Origin of the sequence: Actinomadura sp. NPDC048394 (assembly GCF_040651755.1) — a bacterium.
Lineage (GTDB): Bacteria > Actinomycetota > Actinomycetes > Streptosporangiales > Streptosporangiaceae > Spirillospora > Spirillospora montaniterrae.
The window spans coordinates 1-14060 of sequence record NZ_JBEZJL010000086.1 but is presented as its reverse complement, the minus strand read 5'-3'; the positions used below and the strand labels follow the sequence as shown (position 1 = coordinate 14060).

The window sequence follows — 14060 nt, the reverse complement described above, 5'->3', positions numbered from 1 at the left end:
CCTAGACAGTGTCCAGGAGTGAGTTGTGTACCCGGATCCCGGTTCTGCGCGCGTCCCGAACGGTGTTGGACGCGCTGGTCGCCCGCGTTCTACTCTCCTGCTCGGGTGGTCGTGCATCGTGTGCGCGGTCCGCGGCGGGGAGGCGGGGTCCCTCGCGCCCCCGGTCATCGTGTCCGGCCTGGACGGTCCGATGCCCCGCATGATCGCTCTGGTCGTGCGGGGGCGGTGCCGTCCGTCGCCGGATCGGATGCCCCAAGGCGCGTCGCCCGACGGCGATGCTCGCCGCATCGTGCCGGGAGACCTTGCGACGCGGGGTGCTCATCGGCTCACGCCAATGCTGCGCACCCCACCTGGAGGTATAGGCGGGGTCCACGGCCACGATCGCCAGGCCCGCCTCGGCGGCCATCGCCACCAGCCGGGCCTTCAGCCTTCCGGTCGGCATCCCGGAGATCAGCTGCCGGAACCTCCTGCGGCGGCCGTGCTTTTCGCGGGTCTTGTCGGCGCTGAAGTCCAGGTCCTCGATGCCGATCGCGGCGACGCCGCAGGACGCGGCCCAGCGCAACAGGCCGGTGATGGCGTGCCGGACCTGGGCGTCGCGGCGGGAGGCCGGACCGGACAGGTCGTAGCCGAACCGCTTGGGGTCGCCGACCGGGTTGCCATGCCGGTCGAGCCGCCAGGCGGCGAAGTGGTCCGCGTTGGTGTCGACCCCGATGATGCCGCGCGCCCGTGCGGCCTCCAAGGAGACGGCCGGGGCGGTGGCGCGTCGCCAGGACGCGGTCAGATACCAGCGGCTCCGATCGACGTCGAAGTGGATGCGGTAGGCGACCGCGCGGTCGGTCTCGATGCGGTCGGCCCACTCGGTGCCCCGATGCCGGAAGGCGACGCGGGCCGCCAGCACGTACCGGCCGTGTGGTGCGTTGGCCAGGTGCTCCAGCGGAGTAGGGAGCCGGACCGACACCTCTCCGCCAGGAGTGACGCGGATAGTCTGGTTTCCGTATCGCTTGCCCGACTCGCCATCGGCCTGCAGGAACCACCGCTGGGCCTCCCATCGCTGCCGCCACTCCTGTGCGGTGAGCCCGGCTTCCTCCAGATGGTGCCGGGTGTTGAGGAGCCGGCGCCCGCCCCGGACCACGTGCACGCGCCCGGCGTCCCAGTCGGCCCGCTCGGTGGCGAGCCGTTGCTTCAGCACGGCAAGGCGGCGCGATTTGGCGAACCATTCGCGCTTGGAGCGATAGCCCCCCGGCTCCCGCTTGGTGCCCCTCCGACCGATCGGCTGCGACAGCCGGTGCTCGATCGTGCGGACCCCGGCCTCCAGGGACCGCAGGTGGGCGAGCCGGCCGCGCCGTGCCAGCGCCCACTGCTCATGCGTGACCCTGGTGATGCTTCCGGCCCACCGTGCCGACGACGCGGCCGTCAACTCCCGCTTGCGTGCCGCCCAGCGTTCGGCGTCGTGCCCCAGACCATCGGCGCAGCGAACCTTCAGATCGCGTCCGGCCAGCGACCCCAGATGCGCTCCGGCCAGCCGCAGCACCAGCTCGTCCTGGGCCGTCAGGTCCTTAAGGCGGTCGCGCACCGCCACCCCCGTCGGCCCCGTCACCACGAACGGCGGCGTGAAGGACGCCGCTCCGTCGGAAGCAGACCGCGACATGACGGATACGTTAAGTCACCGTACTCGAACGTGCAATCGATATGCGCCACCAGCACGACGGCATCCCGCGACCCCGGGCACCACTGGGCGGCCGTCGGCGATGTGGCCTCGCCAATCCGATCCCATGCTCCCGTCCACCCCGGAAATGCACGTCAACACCATCGTGAACATCTTTGACACTTGCGGACTCTCATGGACACTCAGATGCCTGCAGTTCCGAACCCCCCGCCCGATCCCGCCGGTGAGCACGACGAGCGGGCCGACGGGCCGCGGGTCGCGCTGAAGATCCTGGTCGCCGGCGGGTTCGGGGTCGGCAAGACGACCCTGGTCGGCGCGGTCAGCGAGATCCGGCCGCTGCGCACCGAGGAGGCGCTCACCGACGTCGGCGCCGCCGTGGACGACCTGGGCGGCGTCGCCGCCAAGACCACCACGACGGTCGCGATGGACTTCGGGCGCATCACGCTGCGCGACGGCGTCGCCATCTACCTGTTCGGGACGCCCGGGCAGGAACGCTTCTGGTTCATGTGGAACGAGCTGTCGCGCGGCGCGCTCGGCGCCGTCGTGCTGGCCGACACGCGGCGGCTGATGGCGAGCTTCGCGTCCATCGACTACTTCGAGCAGAAGGGCACGCCGTTCGTGGTGGCGGTGAACTGCTTCGACGACGCCGACCGCTACGAGCCGCCGGAGATCCGGACGGCCCTGGACATCGACCCGCACGTGCCCGTGCTGCTGTGCGACGCGCGGCGGACCGGGTCGGCGAAGGAGGTGCTGGTCGCGCTGGTGGAGCACGCGCTGCGGATCGCGGGCGCGGCGTCGTCCCGCGCCCCGTCCGAGCCGGGGCCCCGGCCCTGGCCCGCTCCGGCCCGGGCGGAGGGTTAGCCCGCCGGGGCGGTCACTGGGTTCGCCTCCGCGCGCGCGGGCCGGCTGGGGAGTTCGCCACCGCGCGCGGGGGCGGCTAGGTGGGTTCGCCGTCGGGCGCGGCCGACGGCGAACCCATCACGATCTCGTCGACGGCGACGTCGTGCCCGGCGGCGCAGCGGACCTGCGCGGTCACGCCCTCGCCGCAGCCGGCGTGCCGGAGCGCGACCTGCCGCCCCTCCTCGCCGGGCAGGTACGTCTCGCCCCACTCCATGAGGCTGACGAGCGTGGGCGCGAGGTCCAGCCCCATCTTGGTCAGGTGGTACTCGTAGCGGGTGCGCTGCCCGGGCTCCTGGTAGGGCTCGCGGACGAGCAGTCCCGCGCTCACGAGGTGGCGCAGGCGGGCGGTGACGGCGGACTCGGTCATCTCGAGGTTCTTCACGAAGTCGCCGAACCGGTTCGTCCCGAAGTACGCCTCGCTGAGCACCAGCACCGCCGACGGCGGGCCGAGCGCGGCGAGCGTCCGCGCGACCGGGCAGTTCTGCATCGACCAGGTGTCGCGGTCGGCGAAATGCCCCTCAAGTGCGATCGTCACGGGATCCACTATAAACCTGCTGACTTCGCTTGACCAAAGTCAGGTGGCGGGGTTAGCGTCCCTGACTATGGTGAAACAAAGTCAGGTGCGCCCGGGTGCCTCGCTCGCGGTGCTGTCCGTCGCCTCCTTCATGGCGGGCCTCGACCTGTTCATCGTCAACGTCGCGTTCGACGACATCGGCCGCGACTTTGCCGGGACGTCCCTGGCCGACCTGTCCTGGGTGCTGAACGGCTACGCGATCGTGTTCGCGGCGCTGCTCGTCCCGCTCGGCAGGCTCGCCGACCGCTACGGCCGCAAGGGCGGCCTCGTCCTCGGCCTCACCGTCTTCACGCTCGCCTCCCAGGCCTGCGCCCTCGCGCCGTCGCTGTGGTGGCTCGTCGCCTTCCGCGTCGTCCAGGCCGCCGGCGCCGCCGCGCTCATCCCCACCAGCCTCGGCCTGCTGCTGTCGGTCTTCCCGCCCGGACGCCGCGCCGGCGCCGTGCGGATCTGGTCGTCGGCGTCCGCGCTCGCCGCCGCCGCCGGGCCCGCCGTCGGCGGGGTCCTGGTCGACTCGTCCTGGCGCTGGGTGTTCGAGGTGAACGTGCCGATCGGGATCCTCGCGACGCTCCTGGCGCTGCGCCTCGTGCCCGACAGCCGCGAGGGCGCCGCGGCCCGCGTCCCGGACCTGCCCGGCGCCGCCGTGCTGACCGGCGCGATCGCCCTGCTCGCGCTCGGCGTCGTGAAGATCAACGACTGGCCGGGGCAGCGCACCGCCATCGTGATCGGCACCGCCGTGATCGCCCTCGCCTTCTTCTGGGGACGCTCCCGCCGGCACCCGGCGCCCGTCATCGAGCCGGCGCTGCTGGGCGTCCGCACCTTCGCCTGGTCGAACGCCGCCGTCCTGCTCTTCACCGTCGCGTTCGCCGCCGAACTGCTGCTCGGCGTGCTGTGGATGCAGCAGGTCTGGCACTACTCGCCGGTCCGCACCGGGCTCGGCGTCGCGCCCGGGCCCCTGATGGTCCCGGTCATGGCGCTGATCGCCGGGAAGATGGCGGCGCGCCGCGTCCCCGTCGGCCTGATCACCGCCGTCGGCTGCATGCTCTGCGCGTTCGGCGTCGTCATGGTCGCGGCCTCGCTCGACGCGACTCCCGCCTACGCCGCCGAGATGCTGCCGGGCTGGCTCGTCGGCGGCGTCGGCGTCGGCCTCGCGCTCCCCACCATCCTGTCCGCCGCCGCCGCGGACCTGCCCGACCACCGGTTCGCGACGGGCAGCGCCGTCGTCAACATGAGCCGGCAGATCGGCAGCGTCCTCGGCGTCAGCCTCGCCGTCGCCGTCCTCGGCTCCCCCCACGGCTACGTGGACGCCCACCGCGCCTACGTGCACGCCTGGCTGATGGTCGGCGCGTTCATGGTCATCGCCGCGATCGCCGCCCTCGGCATGACCCCGCGCCGCCGGCAGCCCCTCGCCCCCGTCCCCGAAACCGAGAAGGAAGTGGTCGCCGGCACCTAACTCCCTGCTTGACATGCTTGACGCAGAACGCGGGCGCGGACGGAACCTTGACCCGGATCGATGACGATCCGGTCCGCCCACCGCCCCACCACATGATGGGCATCCCGATCCGGACGGGATGCCCGTCGTGCTTTCCGTACATTCCGCGGGCGCGCGCGGGGGATCAGTGGACGCCGGGGGTCCGGCGCCACGCCTCCAGCAGCCGCGCCGCGGACCCGCCGACCGGCCCGACGGCGTCGGCGAGCACGGACGCGTCCGGCAGGTGCGCGCCGGACACGGCGGCGACGGCGTCCGCCGCGTCCCCGATCGTGGACGAGCACACCGACAGCAGGTAGCCGGGGACCTCCAGCGCCGGATCGGTGCACCCGACCAGCGGCGTGCCGACCGCCGCGATCAGCGGGAACACCGTGCCGGGGATCCCGATCGCCGCCTCCGCCCGCGCGGACGCCTGGAGCGTCGGCACCGCGCTGATCTCGTACTGCCGCCACAGCTCCGGGTCCTCGCGCGGGTGCAGGCCGACCAGGACGTGCTTGCCGGCGTCCTTCAGCCGCGCCGCCGACGCGAGCAGCAGCTCGGTGCCGGGCGCCGCGCCGCCCGTCCCGTCCGGGTGGGTGACGCTGGTGACGACCAGCACCAGGCCGCTCTCCGGCGCGCGGCGCGGCAGGTCGTCGGTCTGCGGCGACCCGACGACGCGGACGCGGCGGTGGGTGCCGAGGTAGCTCGCGAACGACCGCGCCTCGGCGTCCGACGACGAGGTGACGGTGCGCAGCCGGGGGCGCAGCCGCTTCGCGCCCGGCGCCTCGTCAGGGCCGAGGTAGGCCAGCGAACTCGCGGCGAGGGGAAGGTGCCGGAACCGCGCCGCGCACTCCAGCGGCCAGTCGCCCGCTCCGGTGACGACCAGCAGGTCGGCGCGCGGCGCGGTGTCCGGGGTGGCGACGGGCACCGGGTCGTCCGGTGCGATCCGGGACCGGTCGGGGACGAGCTGGGTCAGCCGCACGCCGCGCGCCGCGGCCTCGGTGAGCAGCGGGGAGACGTGGTAGGTGCCCCACGGCTCGTTGGTCGCGATCAGCACCCGGAGGGGGCGGGGGTGGGACGAGGCGCGGGCGGGGGCGGCGGTACCGGTGAGGGCGGCGGCGCCGGCGGCGCCCAGCGCGCCGGCCAGGACCGTCCGGCGGGGCAGGGAGGACATGTTGATCTCGGTCACCGGGGGCACGGTAGGAGCCGCGTCCGTCCGGCGGGTGAACGCGCCGGGAACCGCGGATGGTGCCGTGCCGCGCGGCCCCTTCAGTCGAGGTCGGCGATGGACGCGAGGAGCGGGATCAGGAGACCGGCGAGATCGGCGTGCGGAACGCCCAGGTCGGCGGCCATCGCGTCGCAGGACGGGAAGGACGTCACCGCCCCGGCCACCGCGCTCGCCTCCCGCACCCCGAACGGTGGGCGCAGGCGGCCCTCGCCGTCCAGCCGCCCGATCGCGGCGGTCACCTGCGCCAGCCGCCACCGCTCGCGCCCGGCGATGATGTCGCGGACCTCCGGGTCGACCTCCGCGAGGCTGACCAGCCGGCGCAGCAGATCGGGATCGGTGCCCCAGAACCGGCAGATACCGGACACGGTTCCGCGGAACGCGTCGGGCGCGTCCGGCTGGTCGAGGGCCTCCCGCAGTTGCGGGACGACCTCGGAGCGTCCGGCGAGGTCGTCGGCGACCGCCTCCAGCAGCCCCGGCTTGGAGCCGAACCGGCGATAGACCGTCACCCGGGTCACCCCGGCCTCGGCCGCGACCCGCTCCATGCTCAGCCCGTGGTAGCCGACTTCGACGAGGTGGCGCCGCGCGGCGGCGACGATCGCGCGGCGGGTGCGCTCGATCCCGGCTGCTCGCTCCATGGACGTGATGATACAGGTTGTATATTGAGATACAGGCTGTAACATGAGGAGGATGCCATGGGGACGACGGCGCTCGTGACCGGGGCGAACAGGGGACTGGGCAAGGAGACCGCGCGGCAGCTGGCGCGGCGGGGCATGACCGTCCTGCTCGGCAGCCGGGACGCGGACCGGGGAGCCGCGGCAGCACGCGACCTCGCACCGGAGGGCGACGTCCGGCCGCTGCCCCTCGACGTCACCGACGCGCCGAGCGTCGCGGCCGCCGCCGCCCGGATCTGCGACGAGCACGGCCGTCTCGACGTCCTGGTCAACAATGCCGGGCTCATGGTCGAGGCACTCGCCACCGAGATGACCGCCGACGACATGCGCCCCGTCTACGAGGTCAACGTCTTCGGCTCCGTCACCGTCCTGAACACGATGCTGCCGCTGCTGCGCCGCTCGGCGGCGCCGCGCGTGGTGAACGTGTCGAGCACGACGGCGTCCCTCACGCTGACCGGCGGCGGCACGGACTTCGGCGGCGACGCGCACCTGCGGCTCGCCTACTCCAGCTCCAAGGCGGCGCTGAACATGCTGACCGTCCAGTACGCCGCGGCCTTCGCCGCCGACCCCGGCCTCGCGCACATCAAGATCAACTCGGCGACGCCCGGGTACGTCGCGACGGACATGAGCGCGCACCGCGGCACCCGCACCGTCGAGGAGGGCTCCCGGATCGTCGTGGACCTCGCCACCCTGCCCGCGGACGGGCCGACCGGCGGATTCTTCCGCGAGCAGGGTCCCGTCCCCTGGTGAGGGGTACGATCCCGCGCAGCGGAGGAGGCCGGCGATGACCGAGATCACCGACGAGTACATGCGGGCCCAGCGGGCGCTGACCAGGGGATACACGGTCGTCCTGCTCAAGGCGGCCGAAGGGTACGGCCGCGCTGGCGCGGACGCGGTCATCTGGGAGCACGGCAGGCGCAACTTCCAGCTGCGCGCCGACGGACTGCTGTCCATCGTCTGCCCGGTCACCGACGACAGCGACCTGTGCGGCGTCGGCATCTTCAACGCGACGGTCGAGCGGACGCGCGAGCTGATGGAGGACGACCCCGGCGTGCGCGCCGGGGTGTTCACCTACGAGGTCCACCCCGTCCGCAGCTTCCCCGGCGACGCGCTGCCAGGCGACGCGCTGCCGGGTGACGGCGGTTAGCCGCGCAGGGCCGCCAGCAGGACGAGGATGAGGGTGGCCACCGCGAACAGGCCGTGGCCCACGACGACCGGCACCGGGAACGCGCTCTCGGCCGGAGCGGCCTCCGCGGCGCCCGGCGCGCCCTCGGGCGCGACCGTGTGCGCGCGCACGGACGGCAGCCAGCGGGCGAACATGACGAAGCCGAGCAGCGCGACGGGCAGCAGCAGCCCGAACGCCGTCCAGGCCAGCGCGGAACGGTCGGCGAACAGGTAGACGATCCAGACGACCAGCCCGGCGGCGGCGAGCAGGAAGTGCCCGAGGACGACCGGGACCGGGAGGCGCGTCCGTCCCGACCGGACGCCGCCCCGCGCGATCCAGGTGCCGAGCATGTAGAAACCGCCGAGCGCGGTGACGAGCCAGGTGATCAGGGCGGCGATGGTCATGGTGATCCCTCGTTCTCGGTGAGGCGCCGGCTCGCCGGCTCCTGGGCGGATGACGCGGAGGCGGCGACCCCCTCGACCTGCGTGGACCCCTCGGCCTGCGTGGACCCGTCGGCCTGCGTGGACCCGTCGGCCTGGGCGTCGGTCTGTGCGAAGCCCTCGGCCTGCGCCGTCTCGTCGGCGACGCGGACGCCGTAGCGGTAGGCGAGCCGTCCGCCGAGATACCCCGACGCGGCCAGCGCCGCGAACGACGCGGCCGACAGTGCAAGCTGCCCGGCGCCGACCGCGCCTGCATGGTCCGCTGCCGTCCGCCAGCCGAATCCGCCCACGTACGCGAGCGTCACGACGAGGTTCAGGGACATGTGGACGAGGGCCGAGCGGAAGGCGGGCGTGCCCGGTGCGATCGCGAGCAGGTCGAGGAACCCGGCGGACGCGGCGGCGAGCGCGCCGGCGACGCCGATCCCGATGAGCCACAGCGAGCCCTTCGCCAGGAACGCCGGGTCGCCAACCAGGTGGGAGGCGACGTCGAAGACCAGGCTGCACGTCCATGCCCCGATGGGGACCGTCACCAGCAGCGGGTGCAGGGGATGTCCGTACGGGCCGGCGAGCGCGCTCACCGGCCGCTTGGCCTGGCGCAGGGCGTCCATGGCGACCTCCTATTTCGCCAACAAGTATTGGTGTTTTAGGGGAGGCCGTCAACGGGATGGCCAGAAACTGGGCATGTCGTCCTGGTTTCAGCCAGATTTCTCGGCGTAAAGTGGGGGCGTGCCCGCCGATCCCACCGCGCTCGAGGCCGTCGCGATCCTGAGCGACGGCCTGCGCCGCGACATGTACGCCTTCATCCGCGCCGCGAACCGTCCCGTCACCCGGGACGAGGCCGCCGCCAGCGTCGGCATCTCGCGCAAGCTCGCCGCGTTCCACCTCGACAAGCTCGTGGCGGCGGGCCTGCTGCGGGCCGGCTACGCCAACCCGTCCGGCGTGCGCCGGGTCGGGCGGGCGCCGAAGGTGTACGAGCCGTCCGGCATGGACGTGCAGGTCAGCGTGCCGCAGCGGGAGCACGGGCTGCTGGCGGGCATCCTGCTGGACGCCGTCCGCACGCAGTCCGCGGGCGAGAGCGGCGAGCAGGCGGCGCTGCGGGCGGCGGCCGAACGCGGCCGGACGCTCGGCGAAGCGGAGAGCCGGCCCGTCCGCGGCGGACGGCTCGGCGCGGAGCGCGCGCTCACCCGCGCCGCGGACGTGCTGGCGCGGCACGGGTTCGAGCCCGAGCGCGACAGCCCCGCCCGGCTGCGCCTGCGCAACTGCCCGTTCCACCCGCTCGCCGCCGACGACCCCGACCTGGTCTGCGGCGTCAACCACGCGTTCCTGTCCGGCATGGTGGACGGCCTCGGCGCGTCCTCGGTCCAGGCGACGCTCGCGCCGCACGACGGCTACTGCTGCGTCGAGTTCGGCCCGCGCGTTCCGGCGCCGTAACCGTTCTATCGCTCTATCGCTCTATCGCGGGACGATAGATCTTGCGCGTTCCGGTTAATAGGACATGCACACGCCCTGCTCGCGAAGCCTGGCCAGGGCGGAAGCGGAGTGGCTGGAGGGGCGATGAGCCTGCCGTTGCACGAGAGCCGCGTCCTCGCGCTCATCGAGATGGGCCTCTGCAAGGAAGACCACGATCTCGCCGCACGGTTCGCGATGTTCAACCGGCTCGCGGAGGCCGAGACGCCGCCGGGCCGCGAACGCGTCGAACCCAGCCGCTGGACCTGCTGGATCATGACCGCGGTCCTGCTCGCCGGCATGGTCGCCGTCGGCGCGGTCGCCGCCCTCGTCACGCGCTGACGGCAGGTGGGGTTCAGGCCGGGGGGTCAGCCGGGGTGCGGGTTCTCCAGATGCCTCAGCTCGGCGCTCAGCCGGTCGAGGATCGGTGCGAGGTTCTGCAGCTCGGCCAGATGCAGCCGGGTCAGCTCCGACAGGACCCGGTCGGCCGCCGGCGTCAGCGACACCCGGATGACCCGGTTGTCCTCGGCGTCGCGTCCCCGCCGCACCAGCCCGGCCCGCTCCGCCCGGTCGATCAGCTCCACCGTGCTGTGGTGCCGCAGCAGCAGGTACCCGGCCAGCTCGCCCACCGTTGGAGCGACCCGCGGACCGTGCCCCTTGATCGCCAGCAGCAGCTGGTGCTGCGCTGGCGTCAGCCCCGCCTCGCACACCCGCGTCTCGCTCCAGCGCAGGTAGCGGCGCAGACCCGTCCGGAACGCCAACAGGGACGCGAAGTCCTCCTGGCTGAGCTCGTTCAACGCACCCCGTCCACACGCCGAGTCTAAGACCCCGCCGTCCAGGGCCGCCCGCCGTCGGGCCCGCCGCGCCGCCCTTGGCCGCCCGCCGTCGGGCCCGCCGCGCCGCCCGTCGCCGTACGCCGTCAGGGCCGCCGCGCCGCCCGTTGTCCACAACTGCCCGGAAGTCTGGTGAACCGGGACGGGCGATGCCGCAATAGAGGAGTGATGGACGATGACGAGCTGATCGCGGCCATGGCGGGCGGCGACGACGCGGCGTTGCGGGAGCTGTTCTCGCGGCACGCGCCGTGGCTCGCCGCGCGCCTCGGGCGCATGCTCGCCGCTGACGCCGTCGAGGACGTGCTGCAGGAGACGTTCCTCGGCGTCTGGAAGGGCGCCCGGAGCTACCGCCCGGACCGCGGGCGACCGGACGGCGCCGGCGCGGGCGGCTGGCTGTGGGGCATCGCGCGCAGGCAGGCGGCGCTGTGGGCGCGCCGCAACCGGCCGCCCGACCTGCTGCCGCCGCACCCGCAGGCCGACCAGCACGAACGGGCGCTGACCCGGATCGAGCTGGACGCGGCCGTGGCGGGGCTCGACGCGCCCGACCGCGAGCTGTGGCGGCTGCTGTACGAGGAGGACCGGAGCGTGGCGGAGGTGGCACAGACCATGGGCATCCCCGAGGGCACCGTGAAGAGCCGGGCCTTCCGCGCCCGGCGGTTCCTGCGCACCGCGCTGGGAGGCCCGTCATGAAGGAGGCCGCCATGAGGGCCGCCATGAGAGCCGCCCTGACGGTGAGGAAGGAGCCGGAATGAACGAGACACCCGATCTCGGGCGGGTGTGGCTCGGTGTCGCCGCACAGGTCTGGCACCGTCCGCCCGGACGCGTCGAGCGGGCGCTCGCCGCGCTGCTGCGGTCGGACGGGCTCGCCCGGGCGCTGCTGTCCACACCGTCCCTGCTGCTGCCCTGGTTGCTGGCCTCCATCGCCGTGCTCGGCGCCGGGACGGTCGCGTCGCTGGCGACCGGGACCGCGCTGGTCCCGCTGCTGGCGCCGGTCGTCGCGGCCGCCGGCATCGCCTACGCCTACGGCCCCGGGGTCGACCCCGCCTACGAGCTGACCCGCACCCTGCCGATCGGCGACCGGATGGTGCTGCTCGTCCGCGTCCCCGCCGTCTTCGGTACGGACGCGCTCCTCGGCCTGGCCGCGTCGGCGGCGTCCGCGCACGCCGCCGCGGTCACCTTCGGCTGGCTGGTCCCGATGGCGGCGGTGTCGGCGTTCGCGCTGGCGGTGGCGACGCTGACGAGATCGGCCAACACGGGCGTCGCCGCCGGGCTCACCGCCTGGTGCCTCGCCGTGCTGTCCGCACGGGCCGTGACCGGGCATGCCGCCGCGGCGGTCGCCCGGCCCGTGCTGCTCGTCCCGTACGCGGTCCTGGCCGTGGTCTGCGCGGCCGTCGTCCTGATCGGCACCAGCACCCCGGCCGCGCCGGGGTCCGGCCCGGCGAAGCGAGGTTGGCAGTGAACGTGGAGACCAGGGGCCTGACGCGGTCCTTCCGCCGCAGGCGGGCCGTCGCCGGCGTCGACCTGCGGATCGGGACCGGCGTGTACGGGCTGCTCGGCCCGAACGGGGCGGGCAAGACCTCGCTGCTGCGCGTGCTGGCGACGGTGATCCCGCCGTCGGCCGGCGACCTGCGGCTGCTCGGCCGCGACCCCGCCGGGCACGCGGAGCGCCGCGAGATCCGGCGCCGTCTCGGCTACCTGCCGCAGGACCTCGGCTACTACTCCGGTTTCACCGTCGTGGAGTTCGTGGAGTACATCGCGCTGCTGAAGGAGATGCCGCGCGCCCGGGTCCCGCGCGCCGTCGCCGCCGCCGTCGAGGACGTCGGGCTCGGCGACCGCGCCCGCTCCAAGCTGCGCACGCTGTCGGGCGGGATGCTGCGGCGGGTCGGCATCGCGCAGGCGATCGTGAACGAGCCCGAGCTGCTGCTGCTGGACGAGCCCACCGCCGGGCTCGACCCCGAACAGCGCGTCCAGTTCCGCACCCTGATGCGCCGCATGGGGGAGCGGGCGACCGTCATCGTCAGCACCCACCTCGTCGAGGACGTCGGCGCCGCATGCGACCAGGTCGGGCTGATGTCCGACGGGCGGCTGGTCTTCACCGGCACACCGGCCGAACTGAGCGCCCGGGGCGCCGGCACGGGCGTCGGGGACGCGCCGCTGGAACGCGGCTACAGCGCCGTCCTCGCGGAGGCACGGACATGATGGGCCTGCTACGGCTGGAACTCCGCCGCAACGTCACCCCCTTCCTGCTGCCCACCCTGGCCGTCCTGCTGTGGATCTCGCCGTACGGGCGCTCGGTCACCGGGACGGCCGTCTGGGCCCGCCGCGGCGAGGCATTGCAGGAGACCCTCCTCGGTCTCGGCCCGGTCATCGCCGGCGCCGCCGCATGGACCGCGTCCCGGGAGAAACGCGCCCGCACGGGCGAGCTGCTGGCGAGCACCGCGCGCGGCGGCTGGAGCCGCACCCTTCCCGGCTGTGCCGCGACGGCGCTGTGGGGCCTGGCGTTCCTCTCTGCGGCGACCGGCTTCCTGTACGGGCTGACGGCGCGCACGGCGAGCTGGGGATCCCCGCCCTGGTGGCCGGTCGCCGCGACCTTCGCCGCGTTCCTGGCGTTCTGCGCCGCCGGGCACGCCACCGGCGCGATGTGCTCCGGACGGTTCGTCGCGCCCCTCACCGCGATCGGCGCGTTCCTGCTGCTGGTCGTGGCGGGCACGCTGAAGTCCACCGGCGTCGCCGTGGGCCTGGTCAGCCCGGTCGGCCAGGTCACCGACCCGTACCGCGCGCTGTTCTACCGGACAGGCCACGACCTTCCCGCCGTCGAGCTGATCTTCGCTGCCGGGCTGGTCGCCGTCGCGCTCGGCCTGCTCGCCCTGCGCGGCGCCGCTGGCGGACCGCTCGTCCGCGCGGCCGGGATCATCCTGACGGCCGCCGGCACCGTCGCCGCGGGCGCCGGGCTCTGGCTCGCCGGAACCGGCCGCGTCGACGCCGGCCGCGGCATCGCCGCGATCCCGCGGCTGGAGTCCCGCGGCGATGGCCGTTCGGTGCCCTACACCCCGGCCTGCGACCGCGGACCGATCCAGATCTGCATCCACCCGGCGCTCAAGGCACGCCTTCCCGACGTGGCCGCCGCCATGCGTCCGGTGACCAGCCAGCTGGCGGGCCTGCCCGGCGTCCCGTCCCGGATCGACCAGAGGCCGGTCGACGGCCCGCGCATCGCGGACGGTGTCCTTTCCGTGCCGGCTCCCTTCGACGCCTACGACAAACGAGGACCGGTCACCGGCCGCGCCGCGCGCAGCATGCGCGCCGACACGGCGGCCGGTCTCCTGTTCGGAGCGTGGGACGGCACCGATCCCGCACGCCAGGCCGCCGTCCTCGCCGTCCTCATCGCCGCCGGCGACCCCCCGGACGCGACCGCGCTGCCCACCCGCGGCGGCCCCACCCCCGCCGTCCTCGCCGCCGCCCACCGCCTAGCCGCACTCTCCCCACCAACCCGCCACCAATGGTTCGCCACCCACCTACACCCCCTCCGCACCACCCACCTCCCCCCAAATGCCCTCCCCTGACCCCACCACCACCCCAACACACCGCGCCGCGCCCCACACCGCGCCGCGCCCCACACCGCGCCGCGCCCCACACCGCGCCGCGCCCCACACCGCGCCGCGCCCCACACCGCGC

Annotated in this window: 17 protein-coding genes; 10 read left to right on the top strand and 7 right to left on the bottom strand. The window is 74.1% G+C overall.

Annotated elements, in window-relative coordinates:
- Position 1: 1 nt before the first annotated feature.
- Positions 2-1648: an IS200/IS605 family accessory protein TnpB-related protein gene (locus AB0C78_RS42045; RefSeq protein WP_360759387.1), complete on the bottom strand. Its 1647-nt coding sequence runs from the start codon at positions 1646-1648 to the stop codon at positions 2-4.
- A gap of 204 nt (positions 1649-1852) precedes the next feature.
- On the opposite strand from AB0C78_RS42045, the gene AB0C78_RS42040 reads away from it, so the two are divergent.
- Positions 1853-2527: an ATP/GTP-binding protein gene (locus AB0C78_RS42040; RefSeq protein WP_360759384.1), complete on the top strand. Its 675-nt coding sequence runs from the start codon at positions 1853-1855 to the stop codon at positions 2525-2527.
- Between the two features lie 76 nt (positions 2528-2603).
- On the opposite strand, the gene AB0C78_RS42035 is transcribed toward AB0C78_RS42040, so the two are convergent.
- The gene (locus tag AB0C78_RS42035) at positions 2604-3101 is read right to left on the bottom strand and encodes a helix-turn-helix domain-containing protein (protein ID WP_225991636.1); all 498 of its coding nucleotides are present in this window, start codon (positions 3099-3101) and stop codon (positions 2604-2606) included.
- Positions 3102-3168: 67 nt separating this feature from the next.
- Here AB0C78_RS42035 and AB0C78_RS42030 point away from each other — a divergent pair, with 67 nt between their 5' ends.
- On the top strand, positions 3169-4590 hold the full coding sequence (locus AB0C78_RS42030) for an MFS transporter (RefSeq protein ID WP_360759381.1): 1422 nt from the start codon (positions 3169-3171) through the stop codon (positions 4588-4590).
- 163 nt (positions 4591-4753) lie between these two features.
- Here AB0C78_RS42030 and AB0C78_RS42025 read toward each other — a convergent pair whose 3' ends face one another.
- Together AB0C78_RS42025 and AB0C78_RS42020 are read right to left on the bottom strand one after the other, a co-directional pair.
- Positions 4754-5794: a hypothetical protein gene (locus tag AB0C78_RS42025; RefSeq protein ID WP_360759378.1), complete on the bottom strand. Its 1041-nt coding sequence runs from the start codon at positions 5792-5794 to the stop codon at positions 4754-4756.
- 80 nt (positions 5795-5874) lie between these two features.
- Positions 5875-6468: a helix-turn-helix domain-containing protein gene (locus tag AB0C78_RS42020; protein ID WP_360759375.1), complete on the bottom strand. Its 594-nt coding sequence runs from the start codon at positions 6466-6468 to the stop codon at positions 5875-5877.
- 57 nt (positions 6469-6525) lie between these two features.
- On the opposite strand from AB0C78_RS42020, the gene AB0C78_RS42015 reads away from it, so the two are divergent.
- Entirely contained in the window at positions 6526-7254 is a 729-nt protein-coding gene (locus AB0C78_RS42015) for an SDR family NAD(P)-dependent oxidoreductase (RefSeq protein WP_360759372.1), read from the top strand.
- A 34-nt stretch (positions 7255-7288) separates the two neighbouring features.
- A complete protein-coding gene (locus AB0C78_RS42010; RefSeq protein ID WP_360759370.1) occupies positions 7289-7651 on the top strand; it encodes a hypothetical protein in 363 nt (120 codons plus the stop codon).
- Here AB0C78_RS42010 and AB0C78_RS42005 read toward each other — a convergent pair.
- Positions 7648-8073 (bottom strand): hypothetical protein, encoded by a 426-nt coding sequence (locus AB0C78_RS42005; protein WP_360759367.1) that lies wholly within the window; start codon positions 8071-8073, stop codon positions 7648-7650. The two genes, AB0C78_RS42010 and AB0C78_RS42005, sit on opposite strands and share 4 nt — an antisense overlap.
- Positions 8070-8717, bottom strand: a complete 648-nt coding sequence (locus AB0C78_RS42000; protein WP_360759364.1) for a DUF2231 domain-containing protein — start codon at positions 8715-8717, stop codon at positions 8070-8072. Before AB0C78_RS42000 ends, AB0C78_RS42005 begins: the two co-directional genes overlap by 4 nt.
- 118 nt (positions 8718-8835) lie before the next feature.
- On the opposite strand from AB0C78_RS42000, the gene AB0C78_RS41995 reads away from it, so the two are divergent.
- On the top strand, positions 8836-9540 hold the full coding sequence (locus AB0C78_RS41995) for a helix-turn-helix domain-containing protein (protein WP_360759361.1): 705 nt from the start codon (positions 8836-8838) through the stop codon (positions 9538-9540).
- Between the two features lie 123 nt (positions 9541-9663).
- Positions 9664-9897, top strand: a complete 234-nt coding sequence (locus AB0C78_RS41990) for a DUF3040 domain-containing protein (protein WP_360759358.1) — start codon at positions 9664-9666, stop codon at positions 9895-9897.
- Between the two features lie 26 nt (positions 9898-9923).
- Here the strand turns inward: AB0C78_RS41990 and AB0C78_RS41985 are convergent, their stop codons facing one another.
- Positions 9924-10352, bottom strand: a complete 429-nt coding sequence (locus AB0C78_RS41985) for a MarR family transcriptional regulator (protein ID WP_360759355.1) — start codon at positions 10350-10352, stop codon at positions 9924-9926.
- Positions 10353-10556: 204 nt separating this feature from the next.
- On the opposite strand from AB0C78_RS41985, the gene AB0C78_RS41980 reads away from it, so the two are divergent.
- Genes AB0C78_RS41980 through AB0C78_RS41965 form a run of 4 tightly spaced genes read left to right on the top strand, consistent with a single transcriptional unit; the run spans position 10557 to position 13948 of the window.
- On the top strand, positions 10557-11078 hold the full coding sequence (locus AB0C78_RS41980) for a sigma-70 family RNA polymerase sigma factor (protein ID WP_360759352.1): 522 nt from the start codon (positions 10557-10559) through the stop codon (positions 11076-11078).
- Positions 11079-11136: 58 nt separating this feature from the next.
- Positions 11137-11847, top strand: a complete 711-nt coding sequence (locus AB0C78_RS41975; protein ID WP_360759349.1) for a hypothetical protein — start codon at positions 11137-11139, stop codon at positions 11845-11847.
- Positions 11848-11849: 2 nt separating this feature from the next.
- Positions 11850-12587, top strand: a complete 738-nt coding sequence (locus AB0C78_RS41970) for an ATP-binding cassette domain-containing protein (RefSeq protein ID WP_360759346.1) — start codon at positions 11850-11852, stop codon at positions 12585-12587.
- Positions 12584-13948 (top strand): hypothetical protein, encoded by a 1365-nt coding sequence (locus AB0C78_RS41965; RefSeq protein WP_360759343.1) that lies wholly within the window; start codon positions 12584-12586, stop codon positions 13946-13948. The genes AB0C78_RS41970 and AB0C78_RS41965 overlap by 4 nt, the downstream gene beginning before the upstream one ends.
- Positions 13949-14060: the final 112 nt, after the last annotated feature.

Excerpts from the sequence above, each read along its gene's own strand:
- AB0C78_RS42045 (WP_360759387.1), bottom strand. The coding sequence starts at position 1,648 with ATGTCGCGGTCTGCTTCCGACGGAGCGGCGTCCTTCACGCCGCCGTTC.
- AB0C78_RS42040 (WP_360759384.1), top strand. The coding sequence starts at position 1,853 with ATGCCTGCAGTTCCGAACCCCCCGCCCGATCCCGCCGGTGAGCACGAC.
- AB0C78_RS42030 (WP_360759381.1), top strand. The coding sequence starts at position 3,169 with ATGGTGAAACAAAGTCAGGTGCGCCCGGGTGCCTCGCTCGCGGTGCTG.
- AB0C78_RS42020 (WP_360759375.1), bottom strand. The coding sequence starts at position 6,468 with ATGGAGCGAGCAGCCGGGATCGAGCGCACCCGCCGCGCGATCGTCGCC.
- AB0C78_RS42015 (WP_360759372.1), top strand. The coding sequence starts at position 6,526 with ATGGGGACGACGGCGCTCGTGACCGGGGCGAACAGGGGACTGGGCAAG.
- AB0C78_RS42010 (WP_360759370.1), top strand. The coding sequence starts at position 7,289 with ATGACCGAGATCACCGACGAGTACATGCGGGCCCAGCGGGCGCTGACC.
- AB0C78_RS42005 (WP_360759367.1), bottom strand. The coding sequence starts at position 8,073 with ATGACCATCGCCGCCCTGATCACCTGGCTCGTCACCGCGCTCGGCGGT.
- AB0C78_RS42000 (WP_360759364.1), bottom strand. The coding sequence starts at position 8,717 with ATGGACGCCCTGCGCCAGGCCAAGCGGCCGGTGAGCGCGCTCGCCGGC.
- AB0C78_RS41990 (WP_360759358.1), top strand. The coding sequence starts at position 9,664 with ATGAGCCTGCCGTTGCACGAGAGCCGCGTCCTCGCGCTCATCGAGATG.
- AB0C78_RS41980 (WP_360759352.1), top strand. The coding sequence starts at position 10,557 with ATGGACGATGACGAGCTGATCGCGGCCATGGCGGGCGGCGACGACGCG.
- AB0C78_RS41975 (WP_360759349.1), top strand. The coding sequence starts at position 11,137 with ATGAACGAGACACCCGATCTCGGGCGGGTGTGGCTCGGTGTCGCCGCA.
- AB0C78_RS41965 (WP_360759343.1), top strand. The coding sequence starts at position 12,584 with ATGATGGGCCTGCTACGGCTGGAACTCCGCCGCAACGTCACCCCCTTC.